General features: G+C 57.3%; 11 protein-coding genes and 4 pseudogenes. 7 read left to right on the top strand and 8 right to left on the bottom strand.

The window, feature by feature from the left end:
• Positions 1-512 precede the first annotated feature (512 nt).
• Both istA and L0U84_RS06750 read left to right on the top strand, forming a co-directional pair.
• Entirely contained in the window at positions 513-1,991 is a 1,479-nt protein-coding gene (gene istA / locus L0U84_RS06755; RefSeq protein WP_267939715.1) for an IS21 family transposase, read from the top strand.
• Positions 1,984-2,304: pseudogene (locus tag L0U84_RS06750) on the top strand (ATP-binding protein); the annotation flags it as partial. The gene istA and the pseudogene L0U84_RS06750, both read left to right, overlap by 8 nt.
• Positions 2,305-2,332: 28 nt before the next feature.
• On the opposite strand, the gene L0U84_RS06745 reads toward L0U84_RS06750, so the two are convergent.
• Positions 2,333-4,390, bottom strand: coding sequence for a recombinase family protein (locus tag L0U84_RS06745; RefSeq protein WP_233845960.1), 2,058 nt, complete (start codon positions 4,388-4,390; stop codon positions 2,333-2,335).
• Positions 4,371-4,538 (bottom strand): hypothetical protein, encoded by a 168-nt coding sequence (locus tag L0U84_RS06740; RefSeq protein WP_011493047.1) that lies wholly within the window; start codon positions 4,536-4,538, stop codon positions 4,371-4,373. Before L0U84_RS06740 ends, L0U84_RS06745 begins: the two co-directional genes overlap by 20 nt.
• Before the next feature lie 294 nt (positions 4,539-4,832).
• On the opposite strand from L0U84_RS06740, the pseudogene L0U84_RS06735 reads away from it, so the two are divergent.
• Positions 4,833-5,327, top strand: a pseudogene (locus L0U84_RS06735) (ATP-binding protein); the annotation flags it as partial.
• Positions 5,328-5,511: 184 nt separating this feature from the next.
• On the opposite strand, the gene L0U84_RS06730 reads toward L0U84_RS06735, so the two are convergent.
• The 4 genes from L0U84_RS06730 to L0U84_RS44165 form a co-directional block, all read right to left on the bottom strand.
• A complete protein-coding gene (locus L0U84_RS06730) occupies positions 5,512-6,297 on the bottom strand; it encodes an ABC transporter substrate-binding protein (protein WP_233851958.1) in 786 nt (261 codons plus the stop codon).
• An 812-nt stretch (positions 6,298-7,109) separates the two neighbouring features.
• The gene (locus L0U84_RS06725) at positions 7,110-7,760 is read right to left on the bottom strand and encodes a helix-turn-helix domain-containing protein (protein ID WP_233848699.1); all 651 of its coding nucleotides are present in this window, start codon (positions 7,758-7,760) and stop codon (positions 7,110-7,112) included.
• Positions 7,760-8,410 (bottom strand): aldehyde dehydrogenase family protein, encoded by a 651-nt coding sequence (locus L0U84_RS44170; protein ID WP_442793977.1) that lies wholly within the window; start codon positions 8,408-8,410, stop codon positions 7,760-7,762. Before L0U84_RS44170 ends, L0U84_RS06725 begins: the two co-directional genes overlap by 1 nt.
• Positions 8,407-9,243, bottom strand: a complete 837-nt coding sequence (locus L0U84_RS44165) for an aldehyde dehydrogenase family protein (protein ID WP_442793976.1) — start codon at positions 9,241-9,243, stop codon at positions 8,407-8,409. Before L0U84_RS44165 ends, L0U84_RS44170 begins: the two co-directional genes overlap by 4 nt.
• Before the next feature lie 966 nt (positions 9,244-10,209).
• On the opposite strand from L0U84_RS44165, the gene L0U84_RS06715 reads away from it, so the two are divergent.
• The 4 genes and pseudogenes from L0U84_RS06715 to L0U84_RS06700 form a co-directional block, all read left to right on the top strand.
• Positions 10,210-11,061 carry a GNAT family N-acetyltransferase gene (locus L0U84_RS06715; RefSeq protein WP_233848697.1) on the top strand — a complete coding sequence of 284 codons (852 nt, stop codon included), beginning with the start codon at positions 10,210-10,212 and terminating at the stop codon, positions 11,059-11,061.
• 102 nt (positions 11,062-11,163) lie between these two features.
• Entirely contained in the window at positions 11,164-12,492 is a 1,329-nt protein-coding gene (locus L0U84_RS06710) for an NAD(P)/FAD-dependent oxidoreductase (RefSeq protein WP_233848695.1), read from the top strand.
• Positions 12,493-13,108: 616 nt separating this feature from the next.
• The gene (locus L0U84_RS06705; RefSeq protein ID WP_233848689.1) at positions 13,109-14,293 is read left to right on the top strand and encodes an aminotransferase class V-fold PLP-dependent enzyme; all 1,185 of its coding nucleotides are present in this window, start codon (positions 13,109-13,111) and stop codon (positions 14,291-14,293) included.
• Positions 14,294-14,443: 150 nt separating this feature from the next.
• Positions 14,444-14,670, top strand: a pseudogene (locus L0U84_RS06700) (IS110 family transposase); the annotation flags it as partial.
• A 1,998-nt stretch (positions 14,671-16,668) separates the two neighbouring features.
• Here the strand turns inward: L0U84_RS06700 and L0U84_RS44160 are convergent.
• Positions 16,669-16,773 (bottom strand): annotated as a pseudogene (locus tag L0U84_RS44160) (IS6 family transposase); the annotation flags it as partial.
• 102 nt (positions 16,774-16,875) lie between these two features.
• Entirely contained in the window at positions 16,876-18,486 is a 1,611-nt protein-coding gene (locus L0U84_RS06695) for an aldehyde dehydrogenase (NADP(+)) (RefSeq protein WP_233848687.1), read from the bottom strand.
• Positions 18,487-18,579 lie beyond the last annotated feature (93 nt).

Genomic DNA, 18,579 nt, shown 5'->3' with positions numbered 1-18,579 from the left:
CCGGTGCTCGCAGCATCGAGTTCGCCGAACCAGGCCACGTTGCGGATCGGCATGCGCCAGAAGTTCTGAGTTTCAGGCGACGCCTGCGGCGTGGGCAAATCGTACTGGCGATCATAATGAACGAGAGACCGGTCATGCCACTGGCCGCCGTCTCAATCGCTGCGTCCGGGTGCCCGGCCACTCGAATGGCTCGACTGCCCGCTTTAACGCGGGCCTGTCGCTATCCAGCAGTTCGTCGCAGGCGCTTACTGCCCCGCCGCTATCCGCATGCGCTCGCCCGCTCTGCTTCGCGCCGACGCGATCGACATACCGAGGCCAAGCAAGGTCAGGCAGACGACGGGCACCAGCATCGGCGGAAATTGACGATCATCTGTTGATGTTCACGCAGAATTGACCCACTAAGGGGCGTAATTTTCATCGAATTTTGACCCACGTGATTGAATGTCCTGCTCAATCTTTGAGCAGGGGATACAGAGGTGATCACGGTGGGCATATTGGCCAAGATCAGGCGGATGTATTTCCGCGAGCAGGTCCCGCTGCGCGAGATTGCGAGGCGTACGGGCCTGTCCCGAAACACGGTGCGCAGCTGGCTGCGGCAGACCGATTCTGTCGAGCCGAAGTATCCAAAGCGCGTCAGTCCGAGCGTTGTTGACGAGTGGGCCGCACAGCTGACGGGCTGGCTGCGGGCGGACAGTCATCGCCCGAAGCGCGACCGGCGCACCGCGCGATTCATGTTCGAGGCGATCCGCGGCGAGGGTTACGCGGGCAGCTACGGCCGCGTCAGCGCGTTCGTGAGGCGCTGGCATGAGGAACAGGCCGAAGCGCCGCGCAGAAAGGCCTACGTGCCGCTCGCCTTCGAGCCCGGCGAAGCCTTCCAGTTCGACTGGAGCTGCGAATACGCCTTCATCGGCGGGCTGCGGCGGCGCCTCGAGGTTGCCCACGTCAAACTCAACGCCAGCCGCGCGTTCTGGCTCGTCGCCTATCCCACCCAGAGTCACGAGATGCTGTTCGACGCGCACGCCCGCGCATTCGCCGCATTCGGCGGTGTGCCCAGGCGCGGCATCTACGACAACATGAAGACCGCCGTGGACAAGGTTGGCCGCGGCAAGGAGCGCGCGGTCAACGCACGCTTCGAAGCGATGTGCAGCCACTATCTGTTCGAGCCAGAGTTCTGCAACCGGGCGGCAGGCTGGGAGAAAGGCATCGTCGAAAAGAATGTTCAGGACCGCCGACGGCAGATCTGGCACGAAGCGGCGCTACGGCGCTGGGAGACGCTGGAGATTCTGAACGAATGGGTCGCCGGCCAGTGTCGCGAAGCCTGGCACATGCGGCACCCGCAATGGCCCGAGCTGACAGTCGAGGACGTGTTGCAGGACGAGCGCACCCGGCTGATGCCCAACCCACGGCCGTTCGACGGCTACGTCGAGCAGACCCTGCGGGTTTCGTCGACCAGCCTGATCCACGTCCAGCGCAACCGCTACAGCGTGCCTACCGAGTACACGAACCAGCTGGTGAGCGTGCGCTGCTATCCGGCGTATCTCAGCGTCGTCGCCGACGCGCACGAGATCGCCCGCCACGAACGCAGCTTCGAGCGGCACATGACCTTTTACGACTGGCGACACTACATCACGCTGGTCGAGCGCAAACCCGGCGCACTGCGCAACGGTGCGCCCTTCATCACGATGCCGCAACCGCTGCAGCTATTGCAGCGGCACCTGCTCAAACACCCGGGCGGCGATCGCATCATGACGCAGGTGCTCGCCGCGGTGCGCGAACACGGACTCGATGCTGTGCTGCTCGCTGTGCAGGCTGCGCTGGATTCAGGGCGCCCCAGTGGGGAGCATGTCCTGAACGTGCTGAGCCGGCTGAAGGCGCCTGTCACGAGTGCCAGTCTCGCCACCACGAAACTCCAGCTCAAGGAAGAACCGGCGGCTGACGTGAATCGCTACGAGACGCTACGCGCCAACCCACCGGAGGATCGTCATGTCTAACGACATCATTGCCCAGCTCAAGGGCCTCAAACTGCACGGCATGGCGAGTACCTGGCCGGAGCTACTGGCACAGGCGCGTCACACTGACTTCGAGCCGGAGCGCTTCATGAAGCAGCTGTTGATGGCGGAAACCGCCGAACGGCAGGTCCGCTCGATCGCTTACCAGATGACCGCCGCACGCTTCCCGGCTCACCGCGACCTGAAAGGCTTCGACTTCGCACAGGCACAAGTTGATGAAGCGCTGATTCGTGAACTCAGCGAACTGTCGTTTCTCGCAAGCGCACACAACGTCGTGTTCATCGGCGGCCCCGGGCACGAGACATAATGCTCACCTCCCTATGTCATTGAAGATCAATGGATAATTGATTTGAGTTATCTGATTGCGGACGGTCCGCAGCTCGTCGCTCCAGATAATTGTCGACGTCCACCTGCTGGATGATCCATGGCGCACCCAGACAAGCCTGTGACGCCGGCAACCTCCCGACTCGAATCAGGCGGATGACGGTTGGCGCACTGATACCCAGCAGGGTGGCTACTTCTGTAACCGTCAGTTCGCGGCGCTCCTGCCGTTCGCCTTCGCGATATGCAGGGATTCGATGGTCCTTCCGCAGCGTGCAGATTCGCGCGGCGGTCCAGGTGTGGCCCTTCGCCGTCCGTTTGCCTAGTCGATTGATGACCGCCGCTACGCCTTGATCTGCCAACGTTCTCGCCAACGCGCGAACGATGTCTATCGTTGCGACATCGGTGGCCCAGCGATGCTCACCTGTGTGGTTCTTCTCGAACACGATCTCGGTGTGATCGCCTCCTTGCCAATGCACGAGTGCACGAATCGTGTCGTCCTGCTTTGTGGCAACGATCTCCTTGACGACCGTCCTAAGAATGCGTTTCTTGATCTCGACCGAACTGGCCGGGTGGTGCCATAGCCGGGGCAGGTCTTCACCGAGTCGCAGAAGTTCATCACGCGCGCCCGCACTCAGCGCCCTCGATGACTGTTCGCGCAGGAGGTCGAGTTCGGTCTGTATTTGCACCTGCGTCTTCAGCGTTTCATTCCACCGTCGCTCAAGTTCCGCCGCAACCAGCCGGTTCTCAGGATCAATCGCATCGTATTGCCGACGTGCTCGCGCAGCTTCATACCGCGCCTGTTCAAGTGCCAGCTCCTTGTGCCGCACGCGTTCGTCCTGCTCTGTTCGTGTACGTTCAATGGCCTCGAGTGATGCACGAATACCTAACGGTTGAAGTTGGCGCAAAACTTCTTCAGTAACGCGTTGATCAACACGAACCGCACCAAACGAAATGCAGCGAGGGCCACCATGATTGATCATGCTGCCCTGACAGTTGTACCGCGCGACGGTGCCTTTGGTGCCGGAATACGCAACGTGCAGCTTGCGCCCGCAGTGACCGCAACGAAGCAGTCCCGCCAGAAGCGAGCTCCCGCGCTTGACAGCGCCGCGGACCATGCTGCCCTTCATGTTCGCGTTATTGGTAATCAATTTGCGGTTCGCCTCGTACTCGTCCCAGCTAATGTAGCCCGCGTGGTGCTCGATGATCAAGGCCTGCCATTCCTCGCGCTGAAGGGGGTTGCCCGCAAACACTCGCTTGCGTCCGTTCACAATGCGAGCAATAGTCCGGGTCTTGCCAAACGCGTATGCGCCGCCATAAGTCGGATTCGTCAGGATGTGCAGAAGGGTGTTATAGACGGGAAGCTTCCATACAATGTGGCGACCGTCCGGGCCGTAGTTCACCGCGGGTAGCTCAATGCATTCCTGTCGAATCCATAGGAGGACCTGCCTGACGCTACCAAACTCGCGAAACTTCCGGAACGCCAGATCGAGCGCTTCCCGGACGCGGGTATCAGGATCCTTCTCGATACGATTTCCTTGTGCACGCACATAACCGATTGGCACCGACGTGAACAGTTCACCGCGTTTGGCTTTCTGATCAAGAGCCGCCTGTGAGCGTTGGCGAAACGTCGAAAGCTCCATCTCGGAAAGCGTGCCCTTCATGCCTAACAGGAGGCGATCGTTAGGCTGTCTCGGATCGTAAATTCCATCTTCGTCAATCAGCAGGCATCCTACAAGACGGCAGAATTCCAGAAGCGTGTGCCAGTCACGACCATTGCGCGCAAGACGCGAGGCTTCGATGCAGAATACGGCACCCACTTCGCCGCTGCACAGTGCCACCAATAGGCGCTCGAATCCGGGACGATGATTGCCAGAGCCGGAGCGACCCAGGTCGTCATCGATAACCGTCGCATCTGGCCAGCCAAGTCCGCGTGCGCGATCGGCAAGCCCGTATTGGCGCAACTGGCTCTCGCGATTGTGGTGGACCTGATCCAGCGTTGACTGACGGACGTACACGTATGCACGACGGGAAAGGTGTTCAGCGCCGATCTTGCTCATCACGCGCCTCCGCTTCGATGACGTCGATCAACGCGAACATCAGCAGCGCCAGTTGCGTCACCAGCTCGGCTTGCATCTCCTCTGATACTAACGCCTCCGGCACAGTTTCCTCGAACAGATCCTTCTGCCTCGTCATCTGGTTGCGCATCTTTGCCTCCCTCAGGTGTTACCGCCGCAAAGCACGATAACGCCGTGTCGACCAGGCGCAGAAGTTCGATCAGCACCGCATGAGGCAACTCCGGCTGGACGACGACAGACATGCGGGCAGCATCCTCGCCTGCCATCCACGGCGGAAGATGCGTCAGAGTGCCATCGGGCTGCCTGATAGTCAGATACGACTCGCCCCGGTAATTGTTCATCCCGATGACGGTTATCCGTTCACCGCAGCGAGGGTGAAACGGATAGCGGATGATCACATCATCGCAATGATGATGGGCAGTGTGTAGTGGGTTCGCCGGGCACTGGCAAGACGCACCTTGCCTCGGCAATCGGAATCGAGGCCGTACAGCGCCACGGCAAGCGTGTGCGTTACTTCTCAACTGTCGAGCTGACCAACGCCCTGGAGCAGGAGAAATCGGCGGGCAAACAAGGCCAGATCGCACACAAGCTGATGTACGTCGATCTGGTGATTCTCGATGAACTTGGCTATCTGCCGTTCAGCCAGACCGGTGGCGCATTGCTGTTCCACCTGCTGTCAAAGCTGTACGAGCATACGAGTGTCGCGATCACCACCAATCTCAGCTTCGGCGAGTGGGCAACGGTGTTCGGGGATGCAAAGATGACGACAGCGCTGCTGGACCGGGTTACGCATCATTGCCACATCGTCGAGACTGGCAACGAATCGTGGCGCTTCAGGACCAGTTCTGCCAAAGCGAAGGCAACGAGAAAAAGGGCAGCAAAACCGGCTGGAAACGAAGAGTTATCCACACCGGAATAGATGTACTACGCTGTCTCGAGGTGGGTCAAATTTAGATGAAAACGGTGGGTTAAGACTCCGTGAAAATCAACAGGCTGGGTACGAAGTCAATTTCATTTTCCCCTCCGGCGGCCATGACCGGAGGTCTAGGTTGCCACGTCCGGAACGCTGAAGCTTTAACGCTCCCGTGGTACCGAGCTGGGGCTTAACCACCGTACACGTCGAAGTCGAAGTACTTCTGCTCGATCTTCTTGTAGGTACCATCCTTGATCATGTCGGCGATCGCCTTGTCGACCTTCACCTTCAGATCAGTGTCTTCCTTGCGCATCCCGATGCCGACGCCGGTACCAAGGATTTTGGGATCGTCGAGTTCCTTGCCGGCGAACGCAAAGCCCGCGCCTCGCGGCGTGTTCAGGAAGCCTTGATTAGCCTGCACTGCGTCCTGCATGGTTGCGTCGAGGCGGCCCGACACCAGGTCGGCGTAGACCTGGTCCTGATTCTGGTACGACACGACCTTCGTGCCAGTCGGTTCCCAGTAGGCCTTTGCAAAGGTTTCCTCAGTCGAGCCCTGTTCTACGCCGACCGTCTTGCCCTTCAGCGATTCAGCGGTCGGCAGGATGCCCGAGCCCTGCTTCGCGACCAGGCGCTCCGGCGTTTTGAACAGCTTCGTCGAGAAGGCGATCTGCTCAGCGCGTTGCGGCGTCATCGACATCGACGACAGCACGCCGTCAAACTTCTTCGCCTTCAGTGCCGGAATCATGCCGTCGAAGTCCTGCTCGATCCAGACGCATTTCGCATTCAGACGGTGGCAGATTTCGTTGCCGAGGTCGATGTCGAAGCCGACAAGCGTGCCATCAGGCGATTTGGATTCAAACGGCGCGTAGCTCGCATCCACACCAAAGCGGACCGTGGACCACTCTTTAGCAAAGGCACCCACGGCGGCCAGAGTAAGGGGAAGTGCGAGGGCGAGGGAAAAGGCAACCTTCTTCATAAAGTCTCCAGAATGGATGTCCAACGTGAAAATCTGGTCAATGGCGGCCAAGGCTCCGCGGCGCGGAACTTGGCATGTTTTTATGCAGCGATACTTACTTCGACATCCTAATTTGTATAGACAAATTTATGCGATCGGATAACTGGCGGCAATCAGGTTAACTTCCTACTTGGTACTTCTATTGCACTCCGAAACATCTTTGCAGACGGGCGTAACAGGTCGACTGAAGGAGACGCAGCCCGATCCGGCAAATATCCACGCGCTAGTCCACGATCGATCATGTACATACAACCTTGTCGAACGACGACAATCTAATTGAGTGTGTGGCTGCGAATCGAGCGGCCCACGCCGCCGATGGGAAGGGGGCAAATAGATGACATCTTCTCCATTGCACAGACTAAAAATCAGACGCGGGTGAGGTCGGTCGGAACCGGTTGACGCCAATGGGTTGGACAACGACGTTGTGCCCTGTCCTAACCGTGTGAACAACTTCGGTCTCCAAAAAATACCATTCACAAATGTGTCCTGTCGCATTCCCACCGGTCCAGATCAGAGCGGTGATGCGAGCGCATTGCGCAATCAACTCGCCGAAGTGAATCTGAAGTCCTGGATCGAACGGGCTGCGCGTCATACCGGCTTCACCCTGGTAACGTCGATAACAACGAGCCACTCCGAGCGCCCGCGCCTCTGCACGACGATACCGACCAAAGTCAGAAATACATCCTTCAGCTTCCGGCCTTTCATGTTGGAGACAGCCCCACGGTAATGCGGATCGATGATATACGCCTCGGAATATTGCTTGAATATCGACCTCACATCTCGACTCGAGGCCTACGGGTGTCCATAAACCAAACGACCGTCGAAATCTGCGCAGACAAGTTTCGCACCCGATGCGCAAGCGTACTGTCGAACTGGAAGCTGTCACCTTCCCGGATCCGTTCGACGTGGCCGCCGACCATCAATTCAACCTCACCGGAAAGCACCATGCCCGCCTTCTCCCCGGCGCCCATTAACACGTCTGAGGAGCTTGCTCCCGGATCGAAATGGATGAGCATGAACTGTAGATCGTGCTGCCCTTCAGGGGTTAGAAGTTCCTTTCGCAGACCTGTCGCTTGCACGGCAAACTGCGGCCGCGATTCGCGGCGCCGGACGAAGCTGACTTCCTTCACAACTCCTGGCAGTTCCTCGCGTGGCTCGCCTTCATCGTTGAACAGGTCGGTAAGCGAAATGTCGAGTGCTGTGCGAAGGCGTTCCAACGTCTTTACGGAGGGACTGCTAATGCCGCGTTCAATCTGGCTGATCATGCCCGTTGACACGGACGACCTGGACGCAAGTTCGCTCACGCTGAGGCCTTTTTTTGCGCGAATATCGCGAAGACGCCGACTGACGACCGATTTGCCGTTCTCAGAGTCAGTTGCTGCATCTTCGCGTTCAGTGCCCGCATTTTCTTTAGTTAAGTTCATTATTCGCCGGTCGATCGATCTTCAAAATCCGTGAGAACACTTTTCTCTCGTTGCGCCGCTTCAAAAGTTTGATGTCCCAAGTCCTTGCCGACACCCGACCCCTTAAATCCTCCGGTCGGGATGATCAGGTCCTTGCTGCGGCCGTAGCGGTTGATCCAGATCGTCCCTGCAGCAATTCTGCGCATGGCCCGCAATGCCTGGCCGATATCACTGGTATGCACGCCTGCAGCCAACCCATATGAAGGGTGGTCCGCGAGGAGCAAGCCCTCCTCCTCATACTCAAACGTCTGCACCGTCAGAACTGGACCAAACACCTCTTCCTGCACCACGGGCATTCCGGCATCTACCCGGCTAATGACCGTCGGACGATAGAAAAAGCGTCCAGCCTCGTCATCGAACGAAGACCCGCCGCACAACACGTCGGCGCCCGCTTCTCGCGATGCCCGTACCTTCGCGTCGATTTGACTCAACTGGGCGGCGCTGATGATAGGCGAAAAACGCGTTGACATCTCCCAAGTAAGCCCGGGTTTCAACAGTGAGACTGTTCTCACTACGCCTTCAACAAGTTCGTTGACCACGCTGCGGTGGGCAATGAGCCGGGTGCCCGCCACGCACGCCTGACCACCATTGGCGGCGAACCCGCGGCTCACGAACTCAATGAGCTTCGCATGTTCGGCACTTTCTCGACCACGAGTTGCGGGCACTTACCGCCCAACTCGAGCGTGACGGGTTTGATGCTCGTGGCAGCCATCCCCAAAATCGCTTTGCCTGTACGCGTCGAACCAGTGAAGCTTACCTTGGAGATGCCGGGATGCGAGACCAGCGCACCGCCCGCCTCTGCGCCGAATCCGTTGACCACGTTGAATATTCCGGGGGGGACGCCCGCGTCCACGGCCAATTGGGCAAGCCGCAGCGTCGAGAACGGTGTCAGCTCGGAAGGTTTCAGTACCACGGCGTTACCCGCTGCCAGAGCGGGTCCACACTTCCACGAAGCCATGGAGAGTGGAAAATTCCACGGCGTGATTGCCGCGATGACACCCAACGGCTCCCTCACTGTCATTCCTAAACTCTGAGCCTGCGTATTGGCAACCTCACCACCGGACTTGTCTGCGAACTCCGCAAAGAACCGAATGGCGTCGGCAGTAAACGGAATGTCCGAGGCCTTCGCATCCGCGATCGGCCGGGTCGAGCCAATTGCTTCAAGTTGCGGCAGCAATGGATCAGCGTCGATAAGATCGGCCCGGCGACGAAGCACTCGTGCCCTCTCGCGCGGCGCGCAACTAGCCCAACCGGTAGCGCGGAGTGCCCGCTGCGCGCTTCGTATGGCAAGGTCCACGGTGGACGCCGTTCCTGCCGAAGTGGCGCCCAAGGCGACTCCGTCTGACGGGCGCACGACTTCGATGTCAGATTCGCCGTCAAAGACGCAAATCCTTTCAATAAAGTGACCGCGCGGGAAATGTGAGCTGTCGAGAATCGTAGTCATATTGAGTCGTGCTTGTTATTTCGTGGCCGCGCTCCAGCGACCCACATTTGTGTCTGATGTGCCATCAACTCACATCGCATCCAGTGCTGAAGCCGATATCACCCGACAGTTCAGAATTGCCCTTCCCTCGCGTTTTGTCGCGCACGTAGATCCCATCACCCCAAGCCGGAACGACCTCAAAGAAATCGTTGATCTCTCACGCTTCCAGTCGACGTGAGGCGACTAAGGTCGAGCCGGTGATCGCATCGACGTTCAATCGATAGTTCATGATAATGAACACACAACATAACTGCAATAAAAAGTTGCGCCACTTAAAGACGATGATATTAGCCCGGCATTGAGCGCATTTGAATGTGAACTATGTGACATTTAGACGATTTTTCGCGTCGGCGACAAACTGGCACTCGGGAAAACTACTGATAAGATTTTTTTTGACACGCAACCAGCGTTCACTATATTGTGTAAAAACGCGTTGTCGGCCAGACTATCTTCGTTGCCGAGGGCGAAAGGGAATCACAATTGAAATCGCTTTTGCTCTGCACTGCTCATCAGCAAATGATGGCTCTTACTGCTCGTGGCGAGAGGCCACTAATGCAACTAATGCAGAAGGGGCTATCGCGATGGACATCCTGCGTCAACAGGATTGTTGAAAGCGGCAAGTTGAAGCCGCTCCATCGCATGGAATAGGGGCGACTACACGCTTACCGGCAAGCTTTACTGCTTCAAGCCTTCAGAATGCGCTCTCCACCATCGCGGCTAAATCAAAAGGCCTGGTGGATTGGCCGATGCGCACATGAGTTTGATCAATCATGAACCGGAACGCCTACCGGAGTGGTAAGCGGTATGCGAGAGACGTGTATGCCGCAAAGATTATTGAAGAGGTGCCGACCGGCCAGGTGTCAGGCGATTTCCGGGAAGATCGGACCCACGAGTTTCTGAAACGACGTCTATGAGTGACAAACAAACATGATGCAACAAGATGAATATTCGGTAAGAACGATGACGGCGCTCGATTTGCAGCAATGTCATGACCTCACCAGACGTCTCCGGTGGGCTCATCGCGGCGAAGATTGGGCCCAGGCATTTCGCGTATCAAAAGGATTGGTCCTCGAGTTTGAAGGGAACGTGGTCGGAACGGCGATCGCATGCGTAAAGGGCGATTACTCAAGCATCGGTTTGATTACGATTGACCCCTGCTTTCAAGGTCGGGGTCTCGGCCGTGAGCTCACCAACAGAGTGTTGGGTGTTGCAACGAAAAACGTTTCACTTGTCTCAACAGCGGAGGGCCGCAGGCTGTACGAGAGTCTGGGCTTTGAGGAGAATGGAGTGGTGTACCAACTCACGGCGTCACCAGACGACCGTTCAGTTGCCGCAAACCATGAGCCTGCAAGAGCTGTGCGCATGGCCCGCGCTCAAGATTTCGAAGATATCTATCAGCTTTATCGAAGCGCCACAGGCGTTTTCAGCAAGGTGCTTCTTGACGATCTTCTTTCCACTGCCGACGCTGTATTCGTCGCAGCACAAGCTAACAATGTCGTTGGTTTTTGCATCGTTCGTCCATTCGGGCAAGGCGCTGTGGTTGGACCGATCGTCGCGGATTCCGTGGAGCTTGCCGTCGACCTGGTGGCTGAGTCCACAAGGTGCTTTCGCGACACGACACTGCGCATCGACGTCAATGACAGCGACGCGTTCGCACAAGCGTTAGTGCCCCTCGGATTCCGCGCAGTCAGCCGCGCTCCAAAAATGTTTCTCGGGGCGGTACCATCGACCGATTCTGCGCTTTGCCAATACTCTCTTGCTAGCCAGGCGCTTTTGTAGGTCATTCGATCTCGCAGCCGTGACGGGCGTTGTCGAGGCGTCGCGTGATGTTTGACCCTATTCTTGCCCTTGTTGGGCCCAGGTAAATGACGGAAGTCTGCAATGCTTAGAGTCGAAGAGGTTTACGACACCCAGGAATTCTCGGGCGTCGCCGATGTGGTCGTCATCGGAGCCGGGATCATTGGAACATCGACTGCCTACGAATTGGCTCGGCGTGGTGTGTCGGTCGCGCTGGTCGACAAAGGCATCGTCGGTGGCGAGCAATCGGGTCGCAATTGGGGATGGGTCCGCCAGCAGAATCGCGACCTGTTTGAGCTGCCGCTGGCCATGCGTAGCCTTCACCGCTGGGGCCAGCTGCGGGACGAAATTCAGATTGACCTGGGCTTCCGTCGGGAAGGTATCCTTTACGCCAGCAACGACGCAAAAACTATCGCCCTTTGGGAGTCATGGGGCAAGCAGGCGCGCGAGATCGGTTTCGTCAGCCATGTGCTGGGCGCCGCCGAGATAGCCGCCCATGCTCCACGTGGTGGTCCGCGGTATGCGGGCGGTGTCTGGTCGCCCGACGATGGACGCGCGGAGCCTTCACGCGCGACGCCCGCACTTGCCGAAGGGGCGAAACGCCACGGCGCTCAACTCTACCAAAACTGCGCAGCGCGCGGCCTGGAACTCAGCGCAGGGCGTGTCAGCGGCGTGTGGACAGAGCGCGGTCTGATCAAGGCGGGCGCAGTGGTCAGCGCTGGCGGTGCATGGAGTTCACGTTTCTGTCTGCGCCACGGCATCGAGGTCCCAACCGTGAACGTTGTTGGGACTGCCATGCGTACGTCTGTCGCACCGAACGTCGTCAATGGTTGCTTTAGCGGTCCCGACTTTGCACTGCGCCGTCGGCTCGACGGCTCGTATACGCTAGCGATTCCGGGCGTTGGACGGATCGACCTGGCGCCGCTTGGCCTAAGGAACGCGCTGAAGTATTACCGCAATTACCGGAACGACATCGGCAAAAAGCTGAAGTATCGCCTCTCGAAGCGTTGGTTCCAAGGTGCCGAGGCATCGGCATCCTGGGACTTCGACCAGGTATCGCCGTTTGAACGCTGCCGCGTGCTGGACCCGAATCCCGATCTCGAACTCGTAAGGGCTGCGCTCGACAACGTCAAACGTGCCATCCCGGAGTTCTCGGACATGCGTATCGTGCATGCCTGGGGTGGCGCCATTGATACGACTCCCGATCTTATTCCGGTGATTTCCGACGTCGGAACACTTCCAGGTTTCTACGTCGCCAGTGGATTCAGTGGTCATGGCTTTGCGTTGGGCCCGGCGGCGGGAGAACTCGTCGCCGATATGGTGACGGGAGCTAAGCCAATGATGGATGTTGCACCTTACCGCCTAGGCCGTTTCAGTGACGGCACTTCTCTAAAGGTGCCGGAAATGATGTGAGAGACGGATCGTCAGGATCCAGCGAGCGAGTGAGATTCAGATAGATTCACGCTACGTCCTCATCGGGAAACCGTGGTCACTACCCGTCAGCGGCCTTTCGCATCGTCGGATTCAACTTAATGAAATTAAGTGGCCTGTTGGTGCGTCGTTTCGCGTCAATGGCGCGTCCCAAGAAACGCCTATTTGAGCAGATCACGGCAAAATCCGCTACTTCGCATCGGGCACGGGAGAGGATTACTCGGATGCATCGACGAACTTGATATCTTCAAAGAGATGAGACTTTAGGACGACGACACAGACATCGAATATGGCGTTGTGGTGGATTGAATTTTGGCCGGGTTTCAAAGACTATCTGATTCTTAAGTCGCAAGAAGCTACCGGTTTGGTAACGCACTCTCGCGTCGCAGAGAGCTGCATACCAATGGAAAAGTCGCCCAATACAATCGCGAAAAAGCAACGTCCAACTGCTCGTGAATATCAGCGAGCCCAGAGGCTCGGCTTAATAGCTGACGACGCCTTACATAAGATCTTCGAGTAATGACATCTGGAAAGATAGAACAGGGTATCGGTTACGCGCAGGTTAGAATTTTCATGAAATACTAATAAGGAGCAGAAAATGACATTGCAAGACGCGATTAGGGACCCATCCGGGGCTCTGAATTGGGAGCGCGTTCGAGAGTTGTACGCTGATCAGCACCCGCTACTGAACCTTAACAATGCTGCCGTGAGCCCACCGCCGATGACGGTTGAGCGTGCTGTGTTAGATGCGCTGCATTTCATCTCCCAAAATCCTGATGTAAACATGTGGAGCAGCCTCGATAAGCGGTTGCCTGATGTGAAGCGTCACTTAGCAAGCATTGCAGACTGCGAGCCGGAAGAGATCGCATTAAATCGTAATGCATCGGAATCTCTGAGCACTGCCATCTTCGGTATCCCTCTGAAGGCAGGCGATCATGTGCTGATGTCTGAATGGGACTATCCGATTGCAGGTATGGGTTGGGCGCAACGGCGGCAACGCGAAAACATTGAAGTTGAGCAGGTTCATTTTGACCGTTTTGTTGACGACGATGCAATTGTCCGGGCCTATGTAAGTGCCATTCGCCCGCAAACGCGCGTCATCTATATCACTCACATGCTACATTGGACCGGCAAAGTTCTTCCTTCCGAACGCATATGTGCGATTGCTCGCGAGAAGGGTGTTCTCACGGTAGTTGACGCAGCGCAGTCGTTCGCACAGATGCCAATAAGCTTTCGCGACATGGGCTGCGACTACTTCATCACTAGCTTACACAAGTGGCTTGGCGCTCCGGTCGGTAATGGTATGCTCATTGTCAATAAGGAGCGGATTGCAACCACTTGGCCGTTGCTCGCTCCATTCGACAATGATCCTGGTTCAATAGGCAAGTTTGATCACTGGAACTTGGGCACATACAATTCGGCTTTACAGGCTGGCATCGAACCTGCAATCAATCTACATGAGGCAATTGGTGTAAAGAGCATCCACGAGCGTCTTCAACATCTGACGCGATACTGGATCAACCTGGCCCGGGATATAGCAGGCTTCGAAATTCACACGGATATTGAAACGGATAAACTTGGCGCAGTGAGCCTATTTTCAGTCAAGGGAGTCGATTCTCAAATCCTTGAGCAGACGCTACGTGACAGGTATAAAGTCAATAGTAAATACAGAAAGGTACTCAACCTTGAAGGTATTCGGATATCTCCGCACATCTACATGAGAGAAAGTGAACTCGATATTTTTGTAGATTCTTTGCGTGACGCGGTGGTCAGAATTCGCTAGCCTTCGTTGCACGGCCGGCGGGCAGAGACACTGTTGGGCAAACTTCGGCTTGTCACTTCTTACGAGGGTTATACGGCGAACGAAGAACGGAAGTGCTGGTGCATCGCGCTGGCACGTACTTCGCCGTCTGATCCTGCATTGCCTGCGCGCCGACGCGGCGACAGACCCATCCGAAGTCTTGTCGAGTGCGCCCGGCCTACATGCGATGCCTGGAGTAACGCACCGGCCGCCTCGCCGACTGGACCCGCGCGCTTCTGACGCGACGCCACTCAAACGTGGCGGCATGCGCGCCGGCCAATAAATTGGCTCGCACCGCTTGGGCGGTCGTTGCCCGTCATACCACCTTTGATCCGGGATTCGCGGCAGTGCTGGCTTGAACCAACGCGGACTTACCAACAACCTCTCTGCTTTTGCGACGACTGAAACCCGATGACGTGAACGGCACAACGGCCTGTGGAACACCCCGGCAAGTAAAGAGGCTCCAGAAGCCGCCCAACTTTATGGGGAACGCGGGCGCCAACTTCATCGTGGCGCGGGGAGCAGCCCCACAGAGACGCCGGATAGATTTGAGCGAGCCTCCATGACACCAAGGATCAAGGGTTAGCGACGACGCTTGCAAAACAAAAGTTGTCAGCATTGCGGTGCGATGCAGAATTCGTTGCGCATGGCCGCCACCCAAAGACTAAGGGTCGTTTTGCAACTCAATTAAAGCCCCCGGTTTCTTGAAACCTGAGGTTTTAGTTGAAATCTAGCTACAACTTCAGTTGTGTGAACGACTCTATCAAGATAAGTTTTCTTCTGCTTATAGCCCACAGCAGACCTTTCACGCGCGACACGGGAACGCCAACTGTTTTGACGACCCTATCGTCGCTGATATGAAAACCAGGACCTTATCAACGAATTTACCTGGCAATCCTCCATTTCTTGATCGAGTGCGCGTAAGGTTCGACATTGATGTCTGCGATCGAGAACGTCTCGCTATTTAAGGTCTTCGAATCGAATGGCCGATGAGGAAGTGTTCGACGCGACGGCGATGGCCTATCGCTACCTGAAGCTTGTCCTGGAACCTGCCGGCGCCGCCCCCTGGCTGCGGTGATTCGGTGCAAGGTCGACTTCGAAGGGAAGACAGTTGCGCTTCTTCTCTCCGGTGGCAATGTTGATCCCTCTGTTTTCGTGCGAGCACTCCATGCACCCTGAAGCCCGTCTTGCCGCGCACGGCCTGACATTGCAGAGCGCGATTCCGCCCTCCGAACATCACGTGCTCTTCCGGACTGCCGGCAATCTGCTGTGTCTATCGGGCCATTGTAGTCAATCCTGAACGTGACAACTCCGCCGGGATTGACTGCAGCGTACAGGCTGTCCCCGGTCAATGACCTTATACAGCCTGTCCTGGACTTAAGGTTCCTGAGCTTCGTATCGGTCAGCACGGGCGCAAACGCGACTTGTGCCTTTGCGTATACCGTCAAACTACATACCATCAACAGAACCGTGCAGCGCCCGGCCGGGCAAGGATTTCAGCGAAAAAATACCGTCTCGGGATGCTCGCACAGCTGACGGTATACGAATTTCTCGAAAGATGTGCTTTTCGAAATACCGTCAAATCTACCGTCAGAAATTGGCGTCTGCTGCCGATAGATGGCGAATCCCAGAAACCAGCAAACGCCGCGCTGGGCGCGGCTTTCGCTGATTTTCCCGATCGAACCCGATAGCAGCCGATAGTATCCGATAGTCCCCGTCACTCCCACTCTATTATCTTTTGCAGTGGAAGATCATTGAATTTACAGGTTTTTTCTGAGTCAGTCTGACGCGATACCGTCGGGTATACCGTCACCGCGGAAGCGCTGAAAAAATCTCCCACTCCACCTGGCTGTCGGAGTGTTTCTCGCTTGTCCAAAGCCCCTCCCGCAGCAGAGTTTTGCCATATCCCTTCATGTCAGATCGTGTGTGCCGTCCTTGCGGAGCGGGCCTCGTTGGCGAGCGGAGCACGACTTACGTTCCGTGCCATCAGAACGGCAGTTTCTCCGGCTTGAATATCTCGCTGCGCGTCCTATACTCAAAACGAGCCGCGCGGAAGCCGGCCCCTGATGCAGAAGCGGACGAGGAATCGTCCATTGGGGCGCGGTAGCGGGGCCACGGAAACGCCTGCGTGAATTAAGCGCGGGCGTTTTCTTTTGCGGCACTGATGCTGCGCCGTGACTGCCGGGTCTTTCACCAGCACAGATATGTGCGAAGGCTCCGCATAAAGTGGGAGCCCGCACTCTACCCTGGTTACGTGCCGCGCAAGCAGGCTGATGCCATGCCTTGTCACGCCCGTTGCTCAGCGGGATGTCAACTTGCTTAGAGTGAGACGGCACGGCGGCAGATACGACTTCTGGTCAGAAAGCAGTCGACGGATTTTGGGCGAGTTCGGCGAATTCACGCCGTGCAACGAAGCGGGCTGCGCGTTGTTTCCGATAGAGGGAAGCGGAGTCTACGTTGCGCAGTTCGGCGCGCTCGACGAGATTGTTTCCCGAATAAGGAATTAGCACAGCGCGAACACGGACCGTCACGAGCAACGGCCCGTCTGATTGTTTGGGTCAAACTCAGGTGTCGGAACCCGCCGCCTGTGCCGGTACGATCAACTCGCCATCGACAAGGCGCCAAACACCCAGCGGATTGGCTTCCTTTACCGCATCCGGAAGCAGAGAATCGGGCAGATCCTGGTAGCAGACGGGACGAAGGAAACGATCGATAGCCGTCGCACCCACTGATGTGAACATCGAATTCGACGTCGATGGATACGGACCGCCGTGAACCATTGCGTGGCAAACCTCTACACCCGTCGGAAAGCCGTTTGCCAGAATCCGGCCAGCCTTGCGTTCGAGAATAGGCAGCAGACGCCGCACGTCGGCATGATCTGTCGCATCAATCTGCAGGGTGACCGTCAGTTGCCCTTCGATGTGTTCGGCAACCTTTAGCAGCTCATCAAGATCTCGCACCCGAACGACGACAGAGGCCGGCCCGAACATCTCCGCTTCAAGCTCCTGTGTGTCGAGCAGACGTTGTGCGTCAGTCACATAGAGTGACGCCTGCGCGGCATTGGGGCGCTCACCGGCCGCCTCGCCCTGTGCAATCTTCGTCACACCCTTTAGTGCGTCGACGCTTTTCGTACCCGCACAATAGGCATCGAAAATCCCCGGAGTCAACATGGTCTGTGCCGGCTTGATGGCCAGCGCATCCGCGGCTGCTTCGACGAATCGTTTAAGGTCGGGGCCATCAATAGCGAGAACGAGACCGGGGTTAGTGCAGAACTGACCTGCGCCCATCGTCAGCGAATCGGCGAACGTCTTGCCGATTGCTTCGGCTCGGGTTGCGAGAGCACCCGGGAACAGGAACACCGGGTTGATACTGCTCATTTCGGCGTAGACGGGAATCGGCTCCGGCCGGGCGTTGGCGGTGCGCACCAGTGCGAGACCACCTTGACGCGACCCGGTGAAGCCGACGGCCTTGATTGCAGGATGCGCGACGAGCGCTTCGCCCAGCTTGCGGCCAGCACCGAAAAGCAACGAGAACACTCCTTCAGGCAAGCCCTGCTCCCTCACGGCCTTCTGGATTGCCCGGCCGACCAGCTCCGAAGTACCGAGATGCGCGCCATGCGCCTTTACGATTACGGGAGCTCCGGCAGCGAGCGCTGATGCGGTGTCGCAGCCGGCAACCGAGAAGGCTAGCGGAAAGTTGCTTGCGCTGAATACGGCGACCGGCCCGACAGGCACTTTCGCGAGACGAAGGTCTGCGCGTGGCAACGGTTGACGCTCGGGCTGTGCATGGTCGATCGTCGAGCTGAGAAAGTGACCATCCCGTACGACCTTTGCAAACAGACGCAACTGCCCAACGGTGCGTGCCCGCTCTCCCTGCAGGCGCTGTATGGGCAATCCAGTTTCTGCATGTGCCCGCTCGATCAGCTCATCCCCAATGGTGACGATATTATCTGCAATGGCCTCAAGAAACCCGGCACGCTTTGCAAGCGGGACATTGCGGTAAACGTCAAAAGCATGGGCGGCCATCAATGCCGCGCGCTCGACTTCCGCGGCGCCACCCATTCCAAAATGCGGTTCCGCGATTTCCGAATTGGTCGCAGGATTGAACGCGCGTTGGCTGCCTTCGGTGCCTCGCACTGCGGAAAAGCCAATAATCATTTCGCCGGTCAGGGACATGTCTTTATCCTCAAAATGGGTTAAAAGGAGAAGCATCTCGCTACAACGTCGCGACAATGCATACTCGAAACGACGGCCCTTCAAGTCCGATGA

The sequence above is a fragment of the Paraburkholderia sp. HD33-4 genome (assembly GCF_021390635.1).
Classification (GTDB): domain Bacteria; phylum Pseudomonadota; class Gammaproteobacteria; order Burkholderiales; family Burkholderiaceae; genus Paraburkholderia.
This window is presented reverse-complemented; position numbering and strand designations above follow the sequence as displayed.

What these genes read in the sequence shown, in the direction of transcription:
- L0U84_RS06740 (WP_011493047.1), bottom strand. Translation starts at nt 4,538, where the DNA reads ATGCGCAACCAGATGACGAGGCAGAAGGATCTGTTCGAGGAAACTGTG.
- L0U84_RS44165 (WP_442793976.1), bottom strand. Translation starts at nt 9,243, where the DNA reads ATGACTACGATTCTCGACAGCTCACATTTCCCGCGCGGTCACTTTATT.
- istA (WP_267939715.1), top strand. Translation starts at nt 513, where the DNA reads ATGTATTTCCGCGAGCAGGTCCCGCTGCGCGAGATTGCGAGGCGTACG.
- L0U84_RS06730 (WP_233851958.1), bottom strand. Translation starts at nt 6,297, where the DNA reads ATGAAGAAGGTTGCCTTTTCCCTCGCCCTCGCACTTCCCCTTACTCTG.
- L0U84_RS06745 (WP_233845960.1), bottom strand. Translation starts at nt 4,390, where the DNA reads ATGAGCAAGATCGGCGCTGAACACCTTTCCCGTCGTGCATACGTGTAC.
- L0U84_RS06725 (WP_233848699.1), bottom strand. Translation starts at nt 7,760, where the DNA reads ATGAACTTAACTAAAGAAAATGCGGGCACTGAACGCGAAGATGCAGCA.
- L0U84_RS06705 (WP_233848689.1), top strand. Translation starts at nt 13,109, where the DNA reads ATGACATTGCAAGACGCGATTAGGGACCCATCCGGGGCTCTGAATTGG.
- L0U84_RS06715 (WP_233848697.1), top strand. Translation starts at nt 10,210, where the DNA reads ATGATGCAACAAGATGAATATTCGGTAAGAACGATGACGGCGCTCGAT.
- L0U84_RS06710 (WP_233848695.1), top strand. Translation starts at nt 11,164, where the DNA reads ATGCTTAGAGTCGAAGAGGTTTACGACACCCAGGAATTCTCGGGCGTC.
- L0U84_RS06695 (WP_233848687.1), bottom strand. Translation starts at nt 18,486, where the DNA reads ATGTCCCTGACCGGCGAAATGATTATTGGCTTTTCCGCAGTGCGAGGC.